Below are 19,933 nucleotides of genomic sequence, written 5' to 3' on the forward strand. Positions count from 1 at the left end.
ACCGCATGACCCACCCCTCGGAGTTCATGCGGAGCGTCGAGACCACCCATCCCGAGGCCTCGTCGACCAAGCCCGGATATGTTCTGCGTCGCGTCGACATGCCCTACGAGGTGATCGGTGAGCTCAACCACAACCCGCGCGACGACGGGTTGGTCCATCGGCTTGCAGACCCCAATGCGAGCAACGATCCCAGCTGTGAGTTCGCAGCGGGGATCTACCGGATGGAGCCGGGCTGGCGCCATCCGTTGCACCTGCACCGGTCCTCGGCCGAGCTCTACTACGTCCTCGATGGTGTCGCGTCCTTCACCCTCGGCGATGACACGTTCGAGGCAGCCAAGGGCCACTCGCTGTACATCCCCGCCGGCATGCCTCATGCCATCTCGTCGGGCGACGAGCCGATGGAGCTCCTCTACGCCTTCGCCGTTCCGGACCTGGCCGGCATCGGCACCGTCTGGCTGGAGGAGTAACCCTCCGCTACACGGCGGCGGCGCCGACGCGGATGCAGGCTGCCTCATGACGCTCGCCCACCGCCCGCAGCTCGACCGGTGCCACCGCGCACTCATCGATCCGGATGGGGCAGCGCGGGTACAGCACGCACCCTTGCGGGCGGTTGATCGCGCTCGCCGGATCGCCTTCCAATCGCACCGGCTCGGTGCGCTCGAAGGGATCGGCAGACAGCGACGACGACAGCAGCGCCTTGGTGTACGGATGCTGCGGATCGTCGAAGAGCTGGTCGACCGGCCCTGATTCGACGATCCGGCCCAGGTACATGACCAAGATCCGATCGGCGACATAGCGAACCGTGTGGATGTCGTGGGAGATGAAGAGGTACGCCATCTGCGTCTCCTGCTGGAGGCGCGCGAGGAGCTGCAGGATCTGGGCACGAACCGACAGGTCGAGCGACGAGGTCGGCTCGTCGAGCACGACGAACGACGGATTCGTCACGATCGCCCGAGCAATTCCAACGCGCTGCTGCTGTCCGCCCGAGAGCTCACCGGGAAAGCGGTCCGCGAACTCCGCGCCGAGCCCGACGTGCTCGAGGGCGCCGAGGACCCGACGGTTGCGCGCGGCCTCGTCTGGCTCCAGCCCGTGGATGATCAACGGCTCTGCGATCGTGGATCCGACCCGGAGGCGGGGGTTGAGCGATTCGAACGGCTCCTGGAAGACCACCTGCAAGCGGGCCCGGATCTTCCGCACCTGCCTCTTGGGGAGGCTCGCGAGCTCGGTCCCTTCGAAGCGCACCGTCCCGGAGGTCGGTTCGAGGAGTCGCAGCGCCAGACGACCCGCGGTCGTCTTGCCCGAGCCGCTCTCACCGATGAGGGCGACCGTCTCCCCCCGCTCGATCGAGAACGAGAGGTTGTCCACCGCGTGAACTTGGTGCCCTCCCGGCAGCTCGAAGGTACGGCAGACCGCGTCGAGATCAAGCAACCCCATCAGCAGCAACTCCTTCCGGGAGGTGGCAGCGGTACTCGTGACCATCCCCGCTCACCGAGACCCCTGGCGCCTCTTCTCGACACCGCTCGAACACATGCGGACAGCGGTCGGCGAACGGGCAACCGGGCGGATACTCGACAAGGTCGGGGAGACGGCCCTCGAGGTGCACGAGTTGGTGCCCGCGGCGCGGGATCGCAGCCAACAGCGCCGCCGTGTAGGGGTGATCGGGTCGCGTGAGCACCGAGGTGACCGGACCTGACTCGACGACGGTGCCGGCGTACATGACCACGACCGAACTGCAGTACTGGGCGACGACACCGAGGTCGTGGGTGACGAGCAGCATGGAACGTCCCTCCTCGCGGACCAGCCCCTGGATCAGATCGAGGATCTGGCGCTGCACCGTCAGATCGAGCCCGGTCGTCGGCTCGTCGGCCACCACCAGTGCCGGATCGAGGATCATCGCCATGGCGATCACGACACGCTGAGCCATTCCACCACTGAGCTGATGGGCGTAACCGTTGAGAACCCGCTCCGATCCCGCGATCCCGACCGCATCCAACGCCCGCCGGGCCCGCTGCCGGGTGGTGCGCCGCGCCGACGACTTCCCCTCGTGGGCAGCGATGATGGCCGCGAACTGGCGGTCGATGCGCATCACCGGGTTCAGGGCGCTGAACGGGTTCTGAGCGACGAAGCCGATCGTGTCACCCCGTAGGGCCCGAAGCGCCTTCGCTGGCAGACCGACGAGGTCCGTGCCGTCGAGCACGGCTCGGCCTCCCACCACCTCTCCCGGGGGACGCACGAGCCCGAGGATCGAGCGGACGGTGACCGACTTGCCACAGCCCGTCTCCCCCACGATCCCGACGATCTCGCCGCGCGGGACGTCGAACGACACGCCGTTGACCACGTGTGCCGGGCCGACCGGGGTAGCAAACTCGGTTCGCAGGTCCTGCACCGATAGCAGCGGCGCGATGTCTGTGGTCATGTCGCTCACCGAACCTTGGCCCGGCCGAACTGGGCCTGGAGCCAGTCGGCGACGCCGTTGAAGCAGAAGACGGTCAAGAAGACGGCGAGGCCGGGGAAGAGCGACACCCACCACTGCCCAGTGGTCATGTTCTGCGCTCCGGTCTGGATCATCGCACCCCAGCTGGCCTCCGAGGAGGTGATACCGATTCCAAGGAACGACAGCGCGGCGATCACGACCACCGCGTGGGCGACCGCCAGCGAGGCCTGGGCAAGGATCGTACCGGTCATGTTCGGGAGCAGGTGACGGAACATCACGCGCAGATCACCGGCCCCGATGGCATGAGCGGCTTCGATGTACCGGCTCTCCCGGATGCTCAGCCCCTCGCTGCGTACCAAGCGGATGAAACGGGGGACGTTGATGATGGCGATGGCCATGACGATGTTGTTGAGGTTGTTGCCCATGAGACCGACGATGGCGATTGCCAGGATGAGCAAGGGGAACGCCTGGAAGACGTCGAGCGCCCGCACGATGCGTTCGCCCCACGGACCCTTCCGCGATGCCGCCAGACCGAGGGGGACACCCACGACGAGGGAGCCGAACATTCCGATGACCGCCAGCGGAACGTCGAGCGCAGCCGATGCGACCAGACGGCTGAACACGTCGAGCCCGAAGCGATCGGTCCCGAGCCAGTGGTCGGCCGACGGAGCCTCGAGCACCCGGCTGGAGTCGGGACTGCCGGGATCATGGGGCAGCGGAGCGAAGAACCCGGCGAGCACCATGACCACGATCACACCGAGCGGTACGACGAGAGCCCAGGGGATGCGACGTCTGCGTGGGCCAGATGTGTCGGTCGGTACCTCGCCGCCGGTCGCTGAGGTCGTCTTCATGTCAGTCATAGTCCACCCGAGGGTCGAGCGCTGCAACGAGCATGTCGAGAGCGATGAAGATCAAGAGGGTCCCGAGGCCCGCGATGACGATGAACCCCTGCACCGCGGGGATGTCGAGCTGGAGGATCGAATCGATCGCCCACTCACCGAAACCGCCCCACGAGAAGATCGTCTCGACGATCGCAGCACCACCCGTGAGCGCGGCGAGCAGGATTCCCCCATAGGTGAGGATCGGCGTGCGTGCCTGACGGAAGGCATAGATCAGTACCTTGCGCTCCGACAAGCCCGACGCTCGCGCGAACTCGACCTGCTTGGACTCCAGAGCCGGCAGGAGGGACGCGATCGTCGTCTTGGCGAAGTACGAGGAGTAGTAGATCCCGAGGGTCAGCACCGGAAGGATCGAGTGGGAGAGAGCGGAACGCAACGTCGCCCACTCTCCTTGGATGATCGAGTCGAGGATCAGCGCGCCGGTGACGCGGTCGGGGGCGGACTCGAGCAATCCGAGACGGCCGACCGGAGCGGGCGCCCACCCCACCAGGTAGAAGAGGCCGTAGATCAGCAAGAGTGCCAGGAAGAAATCCGGGATCGACTGGAACACCGTGATCACCGTGCGCGACGCCCGATCCGGCGCCCGATCGTGCCAGTACGCGGCGATCGTGCCCAGCCCGATCCCGGTCACGGTGGCGAGGGCGAGCGACAGGACGACGAGCTCGAGCGTGTTCGGTAGGAACCGACCCACCTCCGAGGTGATCTCACGGTTGGTGTAGAAGGACCGCCCCAGGTCCCACTGGACGAGGTCACCCAAGTAGTCGACGTACCGGTCGAACATGGGCTGGTCCAGCCCGAGGCGCGACTCGATCTCCGCGATCTGCTCCTCCGATGCGGCTGGTCCCGCGATGACGCCGACCGGGTTGCCTGGCAGCACGTTCACCAGTAGGAACGCCAGGGTCACAACGACGAACATGGCGACTGGGAGGAAGAGCAACCTCCGGCGGCCGTATCGCAGCACTCGCTTCATGATGAGCTCCCCAAGAGAACGGACTCGGCCTCCGCCAGATCGATCACATCGGCGTACTTCGCGTCGAGGTCGAACAGCGCCGCGTCGTGGGGCGCAGGGTGACGGTCCCCGCATGCCTCGGCGACCACGAGGGGAATGAACCCGTGCTGCATTGCGTCCAGGGCGGTGGCACGGACACACCCGCTGGTCGACAGGCCGCCGATCACCAGCGTGTCCAGACCCAGGATCGTCGACGACGAGGCGAGGGAGGTGCCGAAGAAGCCACTGGCGTACTGCTTGGTGACCACGACCTCGTCGTCGCGAGGTTCGAGCCCGGGCGGCGGCGCGGCCAGCGGGTTCCCGCTCGTGAAGCACTCCAGTCCGGGGACCTTGCGCCGAAAGAGCCCAGCGTCGAGGGGCCCACGCAACTCGATGCGCGTGTGCAGCACCGGTCGGCCGGCCCTCCGCGCCTGGGCGAGCAGGCGTTCGCATGCCTCGACGGCATGCTCCGCCCCCTTTCCGGCGAACAGCGGCGAGCCAGGTTCGAGGTACGCCATGCTCAGATCGACGAGCAGGAGGCCGGGGTGAGCGCCCGATCCGAGCCTGACGCCGAACCGACCGGCGCCATAGTTCGCTTCCAGATCCGAGTCGGCGGACATCTCAGATGACCCCTCCTGCTCGCAGGGTTCGCATCGTGTCGTCATCGATACCGAGGATTTCACCGAACACCTCGTCGGTGTGCTCGCCCAGCTCCGGTCCGACCCACCGAACCGAACCGGGCGTCGACGAGAGGCGGGGAGCGACGTTCTGCATCGGGAACTCGCCGAACTCGGGATGGGGCAGCGTGACGATCGCCTCGCGGGCATGGTAGTGCGGATCCTCGAGCATCTCGGGAGCCCGGTAGACCTTCCCCACGGGTACCCCGCAGTCGATCAGGTGGTCGACGAGGGCGTCGGCCTCCCACCGCTCGGACCACTCGGAGATGAGCGCGTCGAGCTCACCTTGGTTCTGCCCGCGGGCGGTGTGGGTGGCGTACCGGTCGTCCTCTGCCAGCTCGGGGCGGGATATCGCATCTGCGAGCCGCTGGAAGACCGTGTCCTGGTTGGCGGCGATCAAGACCATCTTGCCGTCGGAGGTGGGGTAGACGTTGGAGGGCGCGATGTTGGGGAGGATGGCTCCGGTCCGCTCCCGAACGTAACCCCCGAGCACATACTCGGGAATGAGCGACTCCATCAGCGCGAGCACCGCTTCGTAGATCGCCGAGTCGACCACCTGACCCTCGCCGGTGCGGTCTCGTGTCCGCAGGGCGAGCAGCGCTCCGAACGCGGCGAACGTCCCCGCCAACGAATCGCCGATCGAGATCCCCGTACGGCTGGGCGGGGTCGACGGGTCGCCGACGATGTAGCGCAGACCACCCATGGCCTCACCGATCGCCCCGTAGCCGGGCTGGCTGGCGTAGGGCCCACTCTGGCCGAACCCCGAGACGCGAACCATGATGATCCCGCGATTGACCGCCTTGAGATCCTCGTAGCCGAGGCCCCAGCGCTCCATCGTGCCGGGCCGGAAGTTCTCGACCACGACATCGGCCTCGCTCGCGAGGTCGCGCAGCAGGCGCTGCCCGTCTTCAGAGCGGAGGTTCAAGGTCACGCTCTTCTTGTTCCGTCCGACCACGGGCCACCATAGGGATCTACCGTGTGGCTTCTCCCGTCCCCACTCCCGCATCGGGTCGCCGGAACCGGGAGGCTCGACCTTGATGACCTCGGCGCCGAAGTCGGCAAGGAGCTGACCGCAGAAGGGGCCCGCCAGCAACGAGCCCATCTCGAGCACCCGTACACCTTCTAGTGGGGGCACGGCGTCACCCTGCCTCGCCATCATCACTGCCTCCCTCGCGCGCCCTGGCGCGGCATCGATCAGCAATCGGGGCGTTGTATACACCGATCTTCCGCTATTGTATACACCAGTGCAGCGTTCCCAAAAATCGCGACGGTGATGACCGGACTCCGGTCCTGACCCACCACCTGGAGGCCCTACGAATGGATACATCACAACGTGACATCGAGATCGTCGAGGTGTCCCCCCGGGACGGGCTGCAGAACGAGACCACCCTGATGACGACCCCGGACAAGGTCGAGCTCATCGAGCGCGCCATCACCGCCGGTGCGCGCCGCATCGAGGCCACAAGCTTCGTGCACCCCCGGATCGTCCCGCAGATGGCCGACGCCGAAGACGTGCTCGCCGCCGCGCCACGATCCGATGAGGTGAGCCTCATCGGCCTCACCCTCAACGCGAAGGGGTTCCAGCGGGCCGTCGCCGCTGGAGTCGACGAGGTCAACTTCGTGGTGGTGGCCTCCGACACCTTCAACCGCGAGAACCAGGGTGTCGGCACCGACGAGTCGATCGCGGTCTGGCGCGAGATCGCCGCACTCGCTGCCGAAGCAGGGCTTGGGACCAGCGTCACCGTCGCGGCCGCCTTCGGGTGCCCCTTCGAGGGAGAGGTCCCGGTCGATCGGCTGATGCACGTAGTCGATGCGATCCTGGCCTCGCCGCCCGACGAGTTGGCCCTCGCCGACACGATCGGTGTCGCTGTACCGACCCAAGTGTCCGAACGCCTTCGCGCGATCGGAACGGTTGCTGGCGACATCCGGCTGCGCTGCCACTTCCACAACACCCGCAACACCGGGATGGCCAACGCGGTCGCCGCGGTCGAGAACGGAGTTCGGGTTCTCGATGCCAGCATCGGCGGGATCGGGGGATGCCCCTTCGCGCCCGCGGCCACGGGTAACATCCCTACCGAGGACCTCGTCTACCTGCTTGAGCGGATGGGGCTCTCGACCGGGATGGATCTGGGGGAAGTATGCGATGCCGCGACGTGGCTCGGAGAACGGCTTGACCAGACAGTGCCTGGGCTGCTCAGCCGGGCTGGCGGGTTCCCCCCAGACCCCGACGCCCACTGATCGACCCACGACCGGGCGACCACAAGGAGACTGACCGCCGTGGGACGAGCAGCCGATCTTGCCTACGACCAGATCCGAAAGCACATCCTCGACGGCACCTACCCAGCTGGGTTCCACCTCAAGGAGGAGGTGATCGCCAGCTCCGTGGGCGCGAGCCGCACGCCGGTGCGCGAAGCGCTCAGCCGCCTGAGCAGTGAGAGTCTCGTCGACTTCGTGGCCCACCAGGGCATGTTCGTAGCCAACTGGGCCACCGAGGATCTCGACGAGATCTTCGGCCTGCGGGCTCTGCTCGAGAGCTACGGGTGCCGCCTCGCGGCACAAAGGATCAGCACCGAGATGATCAACAAGCTCGACGCGCTCGCCTGTGAGATGAGCCGCGCCCATGGATCCGACGGCGAGGCGGCCACCGACCATATTGCGACCCTGAACAACGAGTTCCACCAGGTGCTGATCGAGGCGAGTGGGAACCGGCGCCTGGTGTCGATGGTCCGTCACATCGTGGCTGTCCCACTGGTGCACCGGACCTTTCACCGATACGACGAGGAGGCGCTCAACCGCAGCCTGGCCAGCCACCACGAGCTGGTGATCGCGATGCGGGAGCGCGACCCGGACTGGGCAGCCTCGATCATGCAGTCGCACATCCTCGCCGCCCGAGCCACGTTGCGGACCGGCGCCGCGGCGGCCACCCACCCGAACGGCGAGGCCACGCAGAACGAGCCACTCAGCTGAGCGCCTGCCCGAGCACGCGCCCGAAGCCCAGGGCGGGAGTTACCGCCATGCCACCGCAGAACGCGCGGCCACTCGTCGCCCCCATTCCGATCGCCTCGCCGATCGCGTACAGGCCGGTTGACATCGAACCGTCACCCCGGCGAACCTCGAAGTCGGCCCCCACGCCAATGCCGCCGAACGTGCACAACACCGCGGCCGGGGTCTGGATGGCATAGAAGGGCGGCTCGGCGATCGGTGCAAGCAGCACGGAGCGGCCCAACCGATCCTTCTTGTGCCGAACCCCGTCGTTGAACTCCCCGACGGTCGCCACAAGCCCGCCGGGATCGATCCCTGCTCCTTCGGCGAGCGCCTCGAGCCTGTCGGCGCTGACCACCAGATCCCCGCGCCGTCCTCGTTCCCGCAGCTCGTCGTTCGACCACTGGCGGACCAGCGGAGCGTCGGCATCGAGCGCCGCATCGTCGAACACCACCCACATCGTCGAGCCCGGCTGGGCCAGCGCCGCGTGCTCCTGGGTGGTGACATCCACGAGATCCTCGGCCACGAACCGCTGGCCGAGGCGGTTGACCCAGATCTCGCGAGGCGGACGCTCCGCCGCGGTGAGGTGCAACATCGCCGTCCAGAAGTCGACCCGCCCAGAGCCTGGCGGCTGCTCGATCAGACCCAAACGCGGCGTGTGGAGCTCGCCGTACCGCACCTCGGCCCCCAGAGGGTGAGCCAGACGGATGGCGTCACCGGCGGAGGTCTCCATCGCGTTGGTCACGAGCCGCCGTCCTCCCGGCGTGAGCTCGTCGAACAGATCCGGGGCGGAACCGTACCCCCCGGTGCAGAGCACGACAGCATCCGACTCGACCGTGTACGTGCCCGACGCCCCGTCGAGGACGACACCGTCGACGCGTCCGCCTCGCTCCTCGAGACCGACGACAGATGTCGACAGACGCTGCTCGATTCGGCCAGCAGCGACCGCCTCGTCCCACAGTGGTCGCATCGTCTCGAGGATCGACCGCCCCTTGCGGAGCCCCCAGAAGGTGCGGGGCCGCGAGTAGGGGGTGTGCCCCCGGTAGATCGCCGGCGTGGCCGGGTCGAAGTCGAACCCCAGGTCGTCGAGCCAGTCGAGGGTACGGGGTGCCTCTTCCACTGCCATGCGGACGAGGACCGGGTCCGCCCGCCCTCCACCGATGGCCATCACGTCGTCGTAGTGCAGTTGTGGTTCGTCTTCGATGCCGGCCTCGCGCTGGCGCCTCGACCCCGCGGCGCTCATGTGCCCGGCGCTGACGTGGAGCGTTCCACCGATCTCGGCTGCGCGATCGACGACGAGGACTCGAGCGCCCTTGGCGGCTTCGATCGCACAGGGGATCCCGGCGGTGCCTGCGCCGACCACGACGACGTCGTAGCGAGTCATGGCCGTGCCTCCTCGTCGAGGCGCCCGGTGACGAAGTCGGCGACGATGCGACTCCACTCCTCGGGCAGTCGCCACGGGAGCTGACCGGTGGTATCGGTCAACGTCATCCGTCGGGCGTCCGGGCGCAGCTGCAGGGCCATCTCGTCGCTCTGCACCAGCAGATCGCGCGACGCCGTGAGCAAGAGGATCGGATACGTCGACTCGGCGAGAACCGGTGCCGGGTCGTGACGGAACGCCGCGTTGTACGCCCAGTTGTACCGCTCGAACACCGACGCGATGTTCGCCACCGACAGGTTGAGCAGCTCGGGAGGCTGCTCCCACAAACGTTCATAGCGCGCCCACAGGTCCATCAGGTGACGGCCCTCGGGATCGACGGGCAGGTCTGGCGCCCAGTCGTCGAGATAGCGCTGACGGGTCGCGTCGTCGAACAGGGCTAGGCCGGACACCACGGCATGGGTGGCTCGCTCTCCGGCGAGGCGTGCCACCTCGAGCGCGATCGACGCACCGGTGTGCTGACCCACCACGGCGAAGCGGTCGACACCCAACTCGTCAGCAGCATCGAGGAGCAACCGCGCGTAGTCCGGGATCTCGAGCGGATGCTCGGGGGGATCTGACATGCCGTAGCCCGGCGTGTCGAAGGCGACGACGCGCGCTCGCCGGCCGAGGTGAGGCAGGGCCCGCTCGTAGACGTTCGAGTTCTGGGGCGATTCGTGGAACAGCAGGATCCAGGGACCGTGGTCCCCGGCGCGACGGACGTGCACCTGCTTGCCCTCTGGGCCGACATAGGCACGCATGTGTACTCCTCTTTGGTCGGGAGAGACGGTCAGGTGGTCGGCGGCGTGCGGCGCGAGCGGGAGGCCGGTTTCTCAGCCGAGCGCGTGGATGCACGCTTGGCGGGCTGCTTCGCCGGCTGCTTCGCTGGGCGCTTGGCGGGCTGCTTCGCGGGACTGGGCGACGACCGGGACTGCGACGAGGGGAGCAGCTCGAGCGTCTCGGGCTCGGGCCGCCCGAGCACAGTGATGACCGCTGTCGATCCGAGCTGGGAGACCACGCGAACTCCTTCGTCGAGTGCAGAACGCACCGATGCGATGTCGCCGGTGATCGCCACACTCACCAGGCCACCACCGACGATCTGTTGGGAGAGCAACTCGACCGGTGCGGTCTTGAGCATGGCGTCGAGGGCGGAGATGGCGAACGAACGCCCGAGAACCTCGAGGACGCCGACTGCGCCCGCGGGATGGGTCGGCATCTTCTACTCCTTCGTGTAGTCGAACCAGCCGTCTGATTCGATCCGATCAACGATGGCCACGATCGTGGCGTCGACCGGCGCTCCTTCGGTGCTGGGTGTCCGTGCTGCGGCACCGCCGGTGACGACGAGGACCACCTCTCCCCTACCGGCGCCGACCGCGTCGACGGCAGTGATGACGTCGCCAGTCGCGCCGTCCTCGGTCAGCGACGCCACCAGCAGCAGCTTCTTGCCCACCAGCGCGTCGAGCTTGGCCGTGCTCACCGCAGTGCCCACGACCTTTGCGATCCTCATCGATCTCTCCCTCGTTCGGTACTGGACCCGCTCACGGCGCCTCCGCCCATGGTCGCGTGTCGAACGCCCGGCGCACAGCGTCCTGGGCGGCGACGATCTCGGCTTGGGGTCCCGACACCCACAGGCGTCCGAACATACCGATACCGTTCACATCGACGAGCTTGACGCCCGAGTACTTCTCGACCTCGTTGCCGATCGCGGTGATGTAGCCGGCCGGCGCACACTCGACGACGAGCATCGACTCGCCGGCGACGAGCAGGTTTCCTCGCCGGGTCCGGTTCACCAACTGGGCCTGATTGGCGTCGACGTTGGAGACCGTCTGCATCGAGACGAGCTCGGCCGGCGTCGCATCCTCCACGGAGATCCCGAGCAGGTCGAGGACGGTCGCTCCCGCCCGACGGACCGAAGCCTGCGACGCTGAGTGCAACTCGGTGAGCCCGAACTGGCGCTCGACGACCTGTGAGCCCGGCCTGACATCGGCCTCCTTGAGCGCGGCGTCGACCAACCGATAGATGTCGCTGCCCGGGGCGATCTCGAGGTACAGCTCGCTCATGCCCTCGACCACCGGGTCGCCGGAGATGAACGAGCCGAGCATCGCTGCCATCTGCGGCTGCAGGCGGTCGATGAATGCGTAGGTCCTCAACTCGACGGCCACGATTCACTTCCTCCCGACGAGGAGCCAGAGCTGACCGGTGCGACGGACCTGGCCGCTCTGGAGGATCCGGCCGGTGGGGGCCATGACCTCCTCGACACAGAACCGTGGGCACGATAGCTCGGTGCAGTCGCCGGTGAAGCCGGCCTCACGGGCGGCAGCCACCAGATCCATGTCTCGCATCGGACCCCAGAACGGCTCGTGGTTGTTGTAGGTGTCCCAGTCGATCATCGCCTGGGTGAGCGCATCCATCCCCGCATACCCGGGGAAGTCGGCATGGATCATCATGCCGCCGGGCTTCAGGACCCGGTGACACTCGGCCAAGATGTTGCGAAGTGCGGCCGGTGGGCACTCGTGCAACAGGATGTGTGACACCACCAGGTCGAAGTGCTCATCGGGGTACGAGGTGCGCTCGGCGTTCTGCTGGGAGAAGTGGACCCGCTTACCAAGCGTCTCGGCCCGGGCATGTGCATAGCGCAGAACCGGCGCACCCAGGTCGATCGCGTGGACCTCCGCTTCGGGATACGCGTCGACGTAGGGCAGGGTCGCGTTCCCCACGGTGCAGCCCATGTCGAGGATCCGTTCGGGCCGCAAGGACGGATGCTCCTTGCGGAGGTAGTTGTTGACCACGGACTGGCCGTAGTCATCGTTGAGCTCCCCCATCTGGCCCATTGCGTAGACGTACACGCCACGGTCGTAGAGGGCACCCGCTGCGACGTCGTCGGTCGCGTACTCGCCCCTGTAACCGCCGGGCATGGCGTGGATGTCGATGCCCCACTGGTACCACGGCACCTCGAGGCTGGGATCGAGCTCGAGTGACCCGAGCCCGCGGTCGACCTGTTTTGCTCGATCACCCAGATCGTCGATCTGGCGCGCCACCACGTCACCCACGGTGTTCCACAGCAGGTCCTGGCTCGACCGGCGCACCGAGCTCCAGAGCCGATAGTAGGGCTCGCTGCTCAGCGCCTCGCGCACCTCGTGACGATCGTTCGGTGGGACCCCATGCTGCTGCGCCCACCGCGGGCCGGCACGGTGTTCGTAGAGCTCCCGTACTCCGGGGGACACCTGGTTCGCGATATGGGACTTCAGGGCCTTGACGAAGGTCTCGCGGGCCTGATCATCGTGCCCCTCGTCGGGCAACATCGCATGTCGGTGCTGTTGGTGTGCCATTGTCAGCGTCTCCCGTTCCTCACAACTCGGCGAAGGCCCGGCGAACGACCTCCATGTACTCGTCCCAGGTCTCGTCAGCCATGGTCTGCTCGCGCATCTCCTCGAACACCCGGAAGACGCGAGCAGCGAATGCCGAGGCGGCAGCCTCGCGCTCGTCGAGCACCGCGTCGTCGGGTCGGTACGACTCGACGGCGTCGGCAGCCAAGGCGCCCTTGGCGACCAGCAAGCGCTCGAGAGTGTCGAGACGCTCCCGCATCGCCCAGGTCTCGCTGGCCAGGGTCGTAAGCATCGAGATGACCGCATCGAGCGCTCCCCCGTCGTCGAAGAAGACAGGTCTCGCGCCCTTCGCCTTGGCCGGCAGCACCCGATCGCCGGCCGGCATCGCCTGGATCGGTGAGCCGACCCCGTGCGCTCCGTGGGCTCCGAGTGCCTTCAGCGTCTCCTCCGCGACGGTGGAGGCGTCAGCGCCCGGCCGCGACGCGGCGACCGACTGGACCACGTCGCGAAGCATCGCGGTGACCTCGTCGCTCTCGCCACACGAGCACGCGTGCGCGTCGACATCGGATCCGACGTCGTCGTCGACTGCATCGGGAATCGATGCGCCTCGACGCACCTCGATCCCTCGTGCTGCTGCCACGTCAAGGGCCGCCGGCGAGATGACCTCACCTGGTGCGACACTCAGCACCGACCACCCGTCGGCGGCCAGCTCCTCGAGGTCCACAGCTGTATAGACCCGTGTCATCGGTCCTCCTCCTCTTCAGGCCGGGACGGGGTCAAGCGGTGGTTCCACCTCGCGCCGCGCCGGTCGGCAGGATCGCCTCGACATCGCCGTGCGGGCGTGGGATGACGTGGACCGAGACGAGCTCGCCCAGACGACCAGCGCTCGCGGCACCGGCATCGGTGGCGGCCTTCACCGCACCGACGTCGCCACGGACGATGACGGTGACGAGGCCACCGCCGGCGTATTCGGTGCCGACGAGGCTCACGGTGGCGGCCTTCACCATCGCGTCGGCCGCCTCGATGGCGGCGACAAGGCCCCGGGTCTCGATGAGACCGAGTGCAGAGTTCTGAAGATCAGCCATGGGTGCTTCCTCTTACTTTCTTCGTGGGAGTGGTGGAACCGCGCCCAGGGGCGCGGCAGGGCGCGTGATGCACATCACGCGAGGACCGAGCAGGCGTCATGGGGAGACAACCTCCTCGGCGATCCGGTGGACGAGCTCCTCGAGGAGCGTCCGTGGGCGATCGATCTGGCGCGGGATGGGTGGTTCGCGCCGCTGCGGGTGACCGTCCTGGCTCACTCGGCGGGGGCGGTGGCGGGCGACGACCGGGACCGGTGCAGGCAAGCCGGTCTCGTCGAGACTGGTCTCGCGCCTGGTGTCGAGGTCGGGGCCGCGCTCGAACATCTGGGGCTCGGGCCGGCTTCGGCGCATCTCCGCGCGCAGCGCCGTGGTCGCCGCGTCGTCGGGCCGCCCGTCGGCGTCGAGCACGACGCCGAAGCGCCGTGCCCCGTCGGCGCTGACCAGGCCTCGCTCGACGTCGAGTGCCACGTCCTCTGCGGGACGTTCGAGAGGATCGCCCCAGCCGCCTCCGCCCCAGGTGATGAACTCGAGCACGTCTCCCTCGTCGACCAGCACGTTGTCGCACTTCGACGCCAGGACCCGCTCGGTCCCGTCAATCGAGCGGTGGATCTTCGTGCCTCGATCGCCCGGCTCGCCGCCGAGCACACCCCACGGGGAGGTGAACCAGCGGTCGTCGTGGATCGAGATCGTGCCGGGCTCGAGGAAGCGGTAGGACATGCGGATCCCGTTGCCCCCGCGATGGCGTCCAGCTCCACCGGAGTCGACGATGGTCTCGTAGGCCTCCATCCGCAGCGGGTAGTACGCTTCGAGGAACTCGTTGGGCACGTTGGTGAACGACGGCCACATCGAGTGCCCGTCGAAGCCGTCACCGAGCGGCCGGCCCGGCACGCCACCGAACCCGATCTGGTAGAGCTGGAACCACTCGCCGCCGCGGTCGGTCCCCGAATACATCAGGTGTGGGCTCGAGGAGAAGCCGGCGGCGCAGAGGAACTCGGGCCGACACTGCCCGAGCAGCCCGGCAAGGACGTCGAAGAGTCGACCGAGGGCGTGGGTCCGGCAGCTGAGTGCTGCGGGTGGGTCGGGCTTGAGCAGCGAGCCGCTGGGGATCCGCACGTCGACCAACGGGTAGAACCCGTCGTTGAACAAGATGTCCGGATCGAAGGCCATGATCGTGTAGACGCCGAAGAACATCCGCAGGACGTTCTCGTTCAACAGAAAGTTGATCGAACCCGCGGCCTGGGGGTCGGTCCTGCCGAAGTCGAGCACCACTCGGTCACCTTCGCGCCACAGCGAGCAGGCGATCCGGTAGGGGCCGCTCCCGAGTCCGTCGTCGTCGACGAAGTCCTCGAACTCAACAGGCTCGGTCGGCACGACCTCGACGAAGAGCTTGGCCATCGCCTGGCGATTGCGCTCGAGCAGCGACTCGAGCGAGGACAGGAACGTCGGCGCGCCGAACCGGTCGCACAACTCCAGCAGACGCTGCTCGGCGGTGCGGCAGGCAGCCAGGATCGCGTTGAGGTCGGCACGGTTCCATCGGGGGAGCCGCACCTGATTGAGGATCGTGTCGAGCAGCTGGGTGTCGACGACTCCATCGCGCAGGAGCTTGACCGGCGGGACGACGACACCTTCCTCGTGGATGGACAGCGCGTCGGTAGGCAAGCTGCCCGGGACCTTCCCCCCGACGTCACTCATGTGGCCGAACATCGCGGCCCATCCGATCAGGAGATCCTCGCGATAGATCGGCATCAGCACGAGCCAGTCGTTCGCGTGGCTGATCGCGCCGTCGCAGGCGTAGGGGTCAGAGGTGAAGAACACGTCGCCCGGCTCCACGTCGCCCTCGTAGCGATCGAGGAAGCTGGCGATGAACGAGCCGAACTGGCCGGCGACCATACGGCCCTCGCGATCCGCGATCAGCGGGAACGCGTCGTGTTGCTCCCGGATTCCGGGCGACATCGCCGTGCGGAAGAGCACGGCGTCCATCTCCTCGCGTGCGTTGCGCAGCGCGTACTCGACGATGTCGAGTGTGGCGGGGTCGACCGAGACGGTGCTCGGGGGCTGGGCCTGCTCGATGATCTGCGCCATCAGCGTTTCTCTCCTGCGGTCCATCCTGCCGGGGCGATGACGAGGTTGCCCCATCGGTCGACTTCGCAGTCGTGGCCCGGGAGCACGACCGTGGTGGAATCCATCTCGAGGATGATTGCCGGTCCGGAGATGTGATGCCCAGCGCGCAGTTGGGTGCGATCCACGAGAACCGCGTCGTGCCAGGCACCATCGGCGTAGACGCGCTGAGGTTCGACGACCGCACCCGAGGCGTCGGGGCTCGACGCAACGTCGATCTCCGTTCCGAACAGCTCGGGGCGTGGAGCGGCGCCGATCGCGCGGATGCTGACCGTTTCGTGGAGCTCGTCGAGCGAGAAGCCGAAGAGGCGTTCGTGAGCGGCGTCGAACGCGGCACCCAGTGCTGCGAGCCCTCCGCTCAGTGCTGCCCCCTCGTGCTCAACCGGAACCGGGACCTCGAAGCCCTGGCCGTGATAGCGGACGTCGACCTCGTAGCTGACGAGTCGGCCGACCGCGGGCACGCCGGCGTGATCGAGCTCGTCGGACACCTGGTCGCCCAATCGGCTGAGCTCGGCAACGAGCTCGCGTGGCTCGATGGCGTCGAAGCGCCGGATGATCGACTGGGTTGCCTCCGCTCGCAGGCTCGTCGACACATCACCATGTGCACACAGCACTCCCGGCGATGGTGGGACGACGACGGGCCAGCTCCCGAGCAGGCGGGCGAGCGCGTTGGCGTGAAGGGGGCCGGCACCGCCGAAGGGGAACAGGGCGAACTCGCGGGGGTCGTGACCCTGCTGGACCGAGACCAGGCGGAGGGCACCGAGCATGCTCTCGTTCGCTAGGTCGATGATCGCAGCTGCGGCCTCTTCCACGTCGAGTCCGAGCGGAGCGCCCACCCCAGCGGCGACGGCGCGTCGCGCTCCTTCAACGTCCAACTCCATCTCTCCACCGAGGATGCGAGGCGGGAGGAATCCGAGCACGACGTTGGCGTCGGTCACCGTCGGTTCGGTTCCGCCGCGTCCGTATGCGGCCGGACCCGGCCGGGCCCCGGCGCTCTCGGGACCGACCCGCAGCGACCCGGTCAGCTCGGGGACTCGGGCGATCGAGCCGCCGCCGGCACCGACGGTGCGAACGTCGAGCGATGGGGCGCGTACGACAAGGTCCCCCACCGCGGTCTCGCGCCTCACTGCCGGGATGCCGTCTTCGATCAGAGCGACGTCGGTCGACGTCCCGCCCATGTCGAGGGTGAGCAGGCTCGCGTATCCCGAACTGGGGCCGATGGCCACCGCGGCAGCCACACCCCCAGCTGGTCCGCTCATCAGCAAGTTCACCGGGGCGTCGGACGCTGCCTCGAAGGTCATCAGACCCCCGTCGGAGCGCAGGACCCGCCGATCTGCGTGCAGCCCGCGAGAACTCAGTTGGTGTGACAGCGCATCGAGGTAGGCGGCGACGGTCGGTCGCACGTAGGAGTTGGCAACGGTGGTCAGGGTGCGCTCGTACTCGCCGAGCTCGGGTTGGATCTCTGAGGAGATCGACACCGACATGCTGGGGAGCACCTCCTCAGCGATGCGCTTGGCCTCTCGCTCGTGCTCGGCGTTCGCGTAGGAGTTGAAGAACGCGATGGTGAGAGCCGTCACCTCTGCTGCCTCCAGCTCGGCCAACGCGTGACGTAAGCCGTCGACGTCGAGCGGCTCGACCACGGACCCGTCGGACCCGATTCGGCCCCCGACCTCGCGGGTGTGGCGGAGGTCGACCAACGGCGGTGGCCGGTCCCACACGATCCAGCCTCCGAGGCCACCCGGAACGAACGAGCGGGCGATGTGTAGCACCTGGCGGTAGCCGCGGGTGACGATCAGCCCGACACGCGCTCCCTTTCGCTCCAGGACTGCGTTGGTCGCGACCGTCGTGCCGTGCAGGAACTGCTCGAGCTCTGACAGGTCGATGCCCGCGAGCTTGCGGGCTCGTTCGGCTCCTTCGAGCACACCTAACGACTGGTCCTCGACGGTGGTGGGCACCTTCGCCCGATGGGAGACGCCCGTCTCCGCGTCGACGAGATAGACGTCGGTGAACGTTCCACCTACATCCACTCCGAGTCGGTACATCAGAGCCGGCCTGTGCCCGTGAAGTCGCTGAGGTGGGAAACGAGGTCTTGGAGGTGAAGGGTCATCGTCCTCGAGTGGTGCTGGTAGGTGATCGGGGCCCCCGAGGCGTCGGCCGAGGTGGTCTCGCTCGACCGACGCCTGGTGGGGGGACCTGGAGGATCGCTCAGCCGACCGAGAGATCCCAGTAGTGGATGTGGCCCTGCGGGTACGAACGGAACCCGGTGACCGAAGGCTGGAAGATGTAGAACTTCTGTGTGTCCACGATGGGAGCCGAGGCCATGTCCTCGATCATGAACTCGTTGACCTCGGTGATCAGCTCGTCGCGCTCCTCGCCGGGCTGGGTCTCGAGGATCTGACGGGAGAGCGTGTCGACCTCCTCGGTCGAGTAGTTGTGCAGGTTCGTCAGACCGTCGGTGGCGTAGAACACCTGCAGGTAGTAGGCGGGATCGGGCACCAGCGGCAGGGAGGTCGCCAGCCACGCAGAGAGTGTGCCATCACGCTTCGCAGCGTCGAAGTCGGCGCCCGAGGGAATGTTCTGGAGCTCGACATCGATACCCACCTCGGCAAGCTGCGACTGGATCAGCACCGCCACCTGCTCGATGTGGGCACCGAGGTTCGCGACGTTGTATGCGATCGTCATGTCGAACCCGTCAGCGAGCCCAGCCTCGGCCAGCAGCTCCCGGGACCGCTCGGGATCGTGCTCGAGGGTGTCCTCGATCGACTCGACACCGAAGGCGTCGTGGAAGAAGTCCGTGGCGACCGAACCGATGCCGGAGTAGGCCCCTTCGAGGATCGCCTCGCGGTCGAGTGCGTAGGCGACTGCCTGACGGACTCGCACGTCGTCGAATGGCTCGGACTCGACGTTCATGATGATCGTGTCGATGTTGGGGTACAGGACCTGCTCGAGCCGTACCGCGTCATCGGTCTGGAGGCTCTCGATCTGGTCGAAGGTGAGCGCCATCGCGATGTCGACCTCGCCGCGCTGGGCGAGCTGGAGCCGGCTCGAGCCCTCGGACACGGCGCGCACCACGACGTCGGTCACCTCGGGCATGCCCCGGTGGTAGTTCGGGTTGGCGACGAGTCGCACCTCGTTGCCCGGATCGAACGACTCGACCTCGTAGGGTCCGAACGACGCGGTGTTGTTGGCGAGGAACTCGTAGCCGTACTGGTCGTCCTCGGTGGCGTTCTCCATGACACCCTCTGAGTCGTAGATGGTCATGAAGAAGGTAGTGAGCACCGTCAGGCTCACCGCGTTCGGCGCCGCGAAGTTCAGCGTGAAGGTACGGTCGTCGATCACCTCGATCGGGTTCTCGAGATCCCATCCACCGATCTCCATGAGGATGCGCGCGATCGGCACGCCCTCGGAGTTGATCATGCGCTCGATCGACCAGGCCACGTCCTCGCTCGTGAGCGGGTTGCCGAGGTTCGACACCACGCCCTCGCGCAAGGTGAAGGTTGCGCTGCTGCGATCCTCGCTCACCTCCCAGGACTCGGCGAGCTCACCCTCGAGCTGGTCGGGTTGCTGGAGGACCTCGGCGCCTTGCTCGGGCTCCTCGAAGCGGAGCAGCGTACCCGCCAGGTTGGGGAGCAGATCGATGGAGATGAACCCCTGGTACCGCTCCGAGTCGAGGCTGGAGACGACACCGGGCGTAGCGACGGTGATCGTCGCCCCGTCACCGCTGTCGCCACCGTCGTCGCCACCGTCGTCGCCACCACCGTCGGAGTCAGCGGGCGTGGTGGTCGCTCCGGACTGATCGTCGCCACCGTCGTCGCCACCACAGGCGGCGGCGAGCAGTGCGAAGACCAAGAACATCACCGCCAACAAGCGGTGTCGTGGTGCTGCGCGCATGGTTGAATCTCCTCCCGAACGGCTGGTACGGACCTTTGGGGCCCCAGTCAGTCAGACGACTGATGGCCTCTTGTATACATCAATCGGAGATGCGCCACAAACTTCTCCAAAATCGGCCG

At 67.3% G+C, this 19,933-nt stretch carries 20 protein-coding genes; 3 read left to right on the forward strand and 17 right to left on the reverse strand.

Annotated features, from left to right (window positions below; translation table 11 throughout):
* Window positions 1-5 precede the first annotated feature (5 nt).
* Window positions 6-467 (forward strand): dimethylsulfonioproprionate lyase family protein, encoded by a 462-nt coding sequence (locus tag U5K29_14640; protein MDZ7679778.1) that lies wholly within the window; start codon window positions 6-8, stop codon window positions 465-467.
* Between the two features lie 7 nt (window positions 468-474).
* Here the strand turns inward: U5K29_14640 and U5K29_14645 are convergent, their stop codons facing one another.
* Genes U5K29_14645 through U5K29_14670 form a run of 6 tightly spaced genes read right to left on the reverse strand, consistent with a single transcriptional unit; the run spans window position 475 to window position 6,157 of the window.
* Window positions 475-1,434 (reverse strand): ABC transporter ATP-binding protein, encoded by a 960-nt coding sequence (locus U5K29_14645; protein MDZ7679779.1) that lies wholly within the window; start codon window positions 1,432-1,434, stop codon window positions 475-477.
* On the reverse strand, window positions 1,421-2,416 hold the full coding sequence (locus U5K29_14650) for an ABC transporter ATP-binding protein (protein ID MDZ7679780.1): 996 nt from the start codon (window positions 2,414-2,416) through the stop codon (window positions 1,421-1,423). Before U5K29_14650 ends, U5K29_14645 begins: the two co-directional genes overlap by 14 nt.
* A 5-nt stretch (window positions 2,417-2,421) precedes the next feature.
* Entirely contained in the window at window positions 2,422-3,285 is an 864-nt protein-coding gene (locus tag U5K29_14655; protein MDZ7679781.1) for an ABC transporter permease, read from the reverse strand.
* A gap of 1 nt (window position 3,286) precedes the next feature.
* Window positions 3,287-4,303, reverse strand: coding sequence for an ABC transporter permease (locus U5K29_14660; GenBank protein ID MDZ7679782.1), 1,017 nt, complete (start codon window positions 4,301-4,303; stop codon window positions 3,287-3,289).
* A complete protein-coding gene (locus U5K29_14665; GenBank protein ID MDZ7679783.1) occupies window positions 4,300-4,941 on the reverse strand; it encodes an isochorismatase family protein in 642 nt (213 codons plus the stop codon). The genes U5K29_14660 and U5K29_14665 overlap by 4 nt, the downstream gene beginning before the upstream one ends.
* Before the next feature lies 1 nt (window position 4,942).
* The gene (locus U5K29_14670) at window positions 4,943-6,157 is read right to left on the reverse strand and encodes a CoA transferase (protein ID MDZ7679784.1); all 1,215 of its coding nucleotides are present in this window, start codon (window positions 6,155-6,157) and stop codon (window positions 4,943-4,945) included.
* Window positions 6,158-6,315: 158 nt separating this feature from the next.
* Between U5K29_14670 and U5K29_14675 the strand changes: the two genes are divergently transcribed.
* A complete protein-coding gene (locus U5K29_14675; GenBank protein ID MDZ7679785.1) occupies window positions 6,316-7,236 on the forward strand; it encodes a hydroxymethylglutaryl-CoA lyase in 921 nt (306 codons plus the stop codon).
* A 39-nt stretch (window positions 7,237-7,275) separates the two neighbouring features.
* Window positions 7,276-7,965 carry a GntR family transcriptional regulator gene (locus U5K29_14680; GenBank protein MDZ7679786.1) on the forward strand — a complete coding sequence of 230 codons (690 nt, stop codon included), beginning with the start codon at window positions 7,276-7,278 and terminating at the stop codon, window positions 7,963-7,965.
* Here the strand turns inward: U5K29_14680 and U5K29_14685 are convergent.
* The 11 genes from U5K29_14685 to U5K29_14735 all read right to left on the reverse strand — a co-directional run bounded on the left by U5K29_14685 (window position 7,958) and on the right by U5K29_14735 (window position 19,814).
* The gene (locus tag U5K29_14685) at window positions 7,958-9,364 is read right to left on the reverse strand and encodes an FAD-dependent oxidoreductase (GenBank protein ID MDZ7679787.1); all 1,407 of its coding nucleotides are present in this window, start codon (window positions 9,362-9,364) and stop codon (window positions 7,958-7,960) included. The two genes, U5K29_14680 and U5K29_14685, sit on opposite strands and share 8 nt — an antisense overlap.
* Window positions 9,361-10,158, reverse strand: a complete 798-nt coding sequence (locus U5K29_14690) for an alpha/beta hydrolase (GenBank protein ID MDZ7679788.1) — start codon at window positions 10,156-10,158, stop codon at window positions 9,361-9,363. Before U5K29_14690 ends, U5K29_14685 begins: the two co-directional genes overlap by 4 nt.
* 29 nt (window positions 10,159-10,187) lie before the next feature.
* Entirely contained in the window at window positions 10,188-10,613 is a 426-nt protein-coding gene (locus U5K29_14695) for a BMC domain-containing protein (GenBank protein MDZ7679789.1), read from the reverse strand.
* A 3-nt stretch (window positions 10,614-10,616) separates the two neighbouring features.
* Window positions 10,617-10,904 carry a EutN/CcmL family microcompartment protein gene (locus tag U5K29_14700; protein ID MDZ7679790.1) on the reverse strand — a complete coding sequence of 96 codons (288 nt, stop codon included), beginning with the start codon at window positions 10,902-10,904 and terminating at the stop codon, window positions 10,617-10,619.
* A 31-nt stretch (window positions 10,905-10,935) separates the two neighbouring features.
* Window positions 10,936-11,559 (reverse strand): hypothetical protein, encoded by a 624-nt coding sequence (locus U5K29_14705; protein ID MDZ7679791.1) that lies wholly within the window; start codon window positions 11,557-11,559, stop codon window positions 10,936-10,938.
* 3 nt (window positions 11,560-11,562) lie between these two features.
* Entirely contained in the window at window positions 11,563-12,699 is a 1,137-nt protein-coding gene (locus U5K29_14710) for a class I SAM-dependent methyltransferase (GenBank protein MDZ7679792.1), read from the reverse strand.
* A gap of 46 nt (window positions 12,700-12,745) precedes the next feature.
* On the reverse strand, window positions 12,746-13,468 hold the full coding sequence (locus U5K29_14715) for a hypothetical protein (protein ID MDZ7679793.1): 723 nt from the start codon (window positions 13,466-13,468) through the stop codon (window positions 12,746-12,748).
* A 31-nt stretch (window positions 13,469-13,499) separates the two neighbouring features.
* Window positions 13,500-13,808: an ethanolamine utilization microcompartment protein EutM gene (gene eutM / locus U5K29_14720; GenBank protein MDZ7679794.1), complete on the reverse strand. Its 309-nt coding sequence runs from the start codon at window positions 13,806-13,808 to the stop codon at window positions 13,500-13,502.
* A gap of 96 nt (window positions 13,809-13,904) precedes the next feature.
* Window positions 13,905-15,887, reverse strand: coding sequence for a hydantoinase B/oxoprolinase family protein (locus tag U5K29_14725; protein ID MDZ7679795.1), 1,983 nt, complete (start codon window positions 15,885-15,887; stop codon window positions 13,905-13,907).
* Window positions 15,887-17,950 carry a hydantoinase/oxoprolinase family protein gene (locus tag U5K29_14730; GenBank protein MDZ7679796.1) on the reverse strand — a complete coding sequence of 688 codons (2,064 nt, stop codon included), beginning with the start codon at window positions 17,948-17,950 and terminating at the stop codon, window positions 15,887-15,889. Before U5K29_14730 ends, U5K29_14725 begins: the two co-directional genes overlap by 1 nt.
* Before the next feature lie 178 nt (window positions 17,951-18,128).
* Complete coding sequence (locus U5K29_14735; protein MDZ7679797.1) at window positions 18,129-19,814, reverse strand: ABC transporter substrate-binding protein; 1,686 nt, start codon at window positions 19,812-19,814, stop codon at window positions 18,129-18,131.
* Between the last annotated feature and the right edge of the window lie 119 nt (window positions 19,815-19,933).

It is taken from the genome of Acidimicrobiales bacterium (genome assembly GCA_034521975.1).
Taxonomy (GTDB): domain Bacteria; phylum Actinomycetota; class Acidimicrobiia; order Acidimicrobiales; family SKKL01; genus SKKL01.

What these genes read in the sequence shown, in the direction of transcription:
- U5K29_14640 (MDZ7679778.1), top strand. Translation starts at nt 6, where the DNA reads ATGACCCACCCCTCGGAGTTCATGCGGAGCGTCGAGACCACCCATCCC.
- U5K29_14645 (MDZ7679779.1), bottom strand. Translation starts at nt 1,434, where the DNA reads ATGGGGTTGCTTGATCTCGACGCGGTCTGCCGTACCTTCGAGCTGCCG.
- U5K29_14650 (MDZ7679780.1), bottom strand. Translation starts at nt 2,416, where the DNA reads ATGACCACAGACATCGCGCCGCTGCTATCGGTGCAGGACCTGCGAACC.
- U5K29_14655 (MDZ7679781.1), bottom strand. Translation starts at nt 3,285, where the DNA reads ATGAAGACGACCTCAGCGACCGGCGGCGAGGTACCGACCGACACATCT.
- U5K29_14660 (MDZ7679782.1), bottom strand. Translation starts at nt 4,303, where the DNA reads ATGAAGCGAGTGCTGCGATACGGCCGCCGGAGGTTGCTCTTCCTCCCA.
- U5K29_14665 (MDZ7679783.1), bottom strand. Translation starts at nt 4,941, where the DNA reads ATGTCCGCCGACTCGGATCTGGAAGCGAACTATGGCGCCGGTCGGTTC.
- U5K29_14670 (MDZ7679784.1), bottom strand. Translation starts at nt 6,157, where the DNA reads ATGATGGCGAGGCAGGGTGACGCCGTGCCCCCACTAGAAGGTGTACGG.
- U5K29_14675 (MDZ7679785.1), top strand. Translation starts at nt 6,316, where the DNA reads ATGGATACATCACAACGTGACATCGAGATCGTCGAGGTGTCCCCCCGG.
- U5K29_14685 (MDZ7679787.1), bottom strand. Translation starts at nt 9,364, where the DNA reads ATGACTCGCTACGACGTCGTCGTGGTCGGCGCAGGCACCGCCGGGATC.
- U5K29_14690 (MDZ7679788.1), bottom strand. Translation starts at nt 10,158, where the DNA reads ATGCGTGCCTATGTCGGCCCAGAGGGCAAGCAGGTGCACGTCCGTCGC.
- U5K29_14695 (MDZ7679789.1), bottom strand. Translation starts at nt 10,613, where the DNA reads ATGCCGACCCATCCCGCGGGCGCAGTCGGCGTCCTCGAGGTTCTCGGG.
- U5K29_14700 (MDZ7679790.1), bottom strand. Translation starts at nt 10,904, where the DNA reads ATGAGGATCGCAAAGGTCGTGGGCACTGCGGTGAGCACGGCCAAGCTC.
- U5K29_14710 (MDZ7679792.1), bottom strand. Translation starts at nt 12,699, where the DNA reads ATGTTGCCCGACGAGGGGCACGATGATCAGGCCCGCGAGACCTTCGTC.
- U5K29_14715 (MDZ7679793.1), bottom strand. Translation starts at nt 13,468, where the DNA reads ATGACACGGGTCTATACAGCTGTGGACCTCGAGGAGCTGGCCGCCGAC.
- eutM (MDZ7679794.1), bottom strand. Translation starts at nt 13,808, where the DNA reads ATGGCTGATCTTCAGAACTCTGCACTCGGTCTCATCGAGACCCGGGGC.
- U5K29_14725 (MDZ7679795.1), bottom strand. Translation starts at nt 15,887, where the DNA reads ATGGCGCAGATCATCGAGCAGGCCCAGCCCCCGAGCACCGTCTCGGTC.
- U5K29_14735 (MDZ7679797.1), bottom strand. Translation starts at nt 19,814, where the DNA reads ATGCGCGCAGCACCACGACACCGCTTGTTGGCGGTGATGTTCTTGGTC.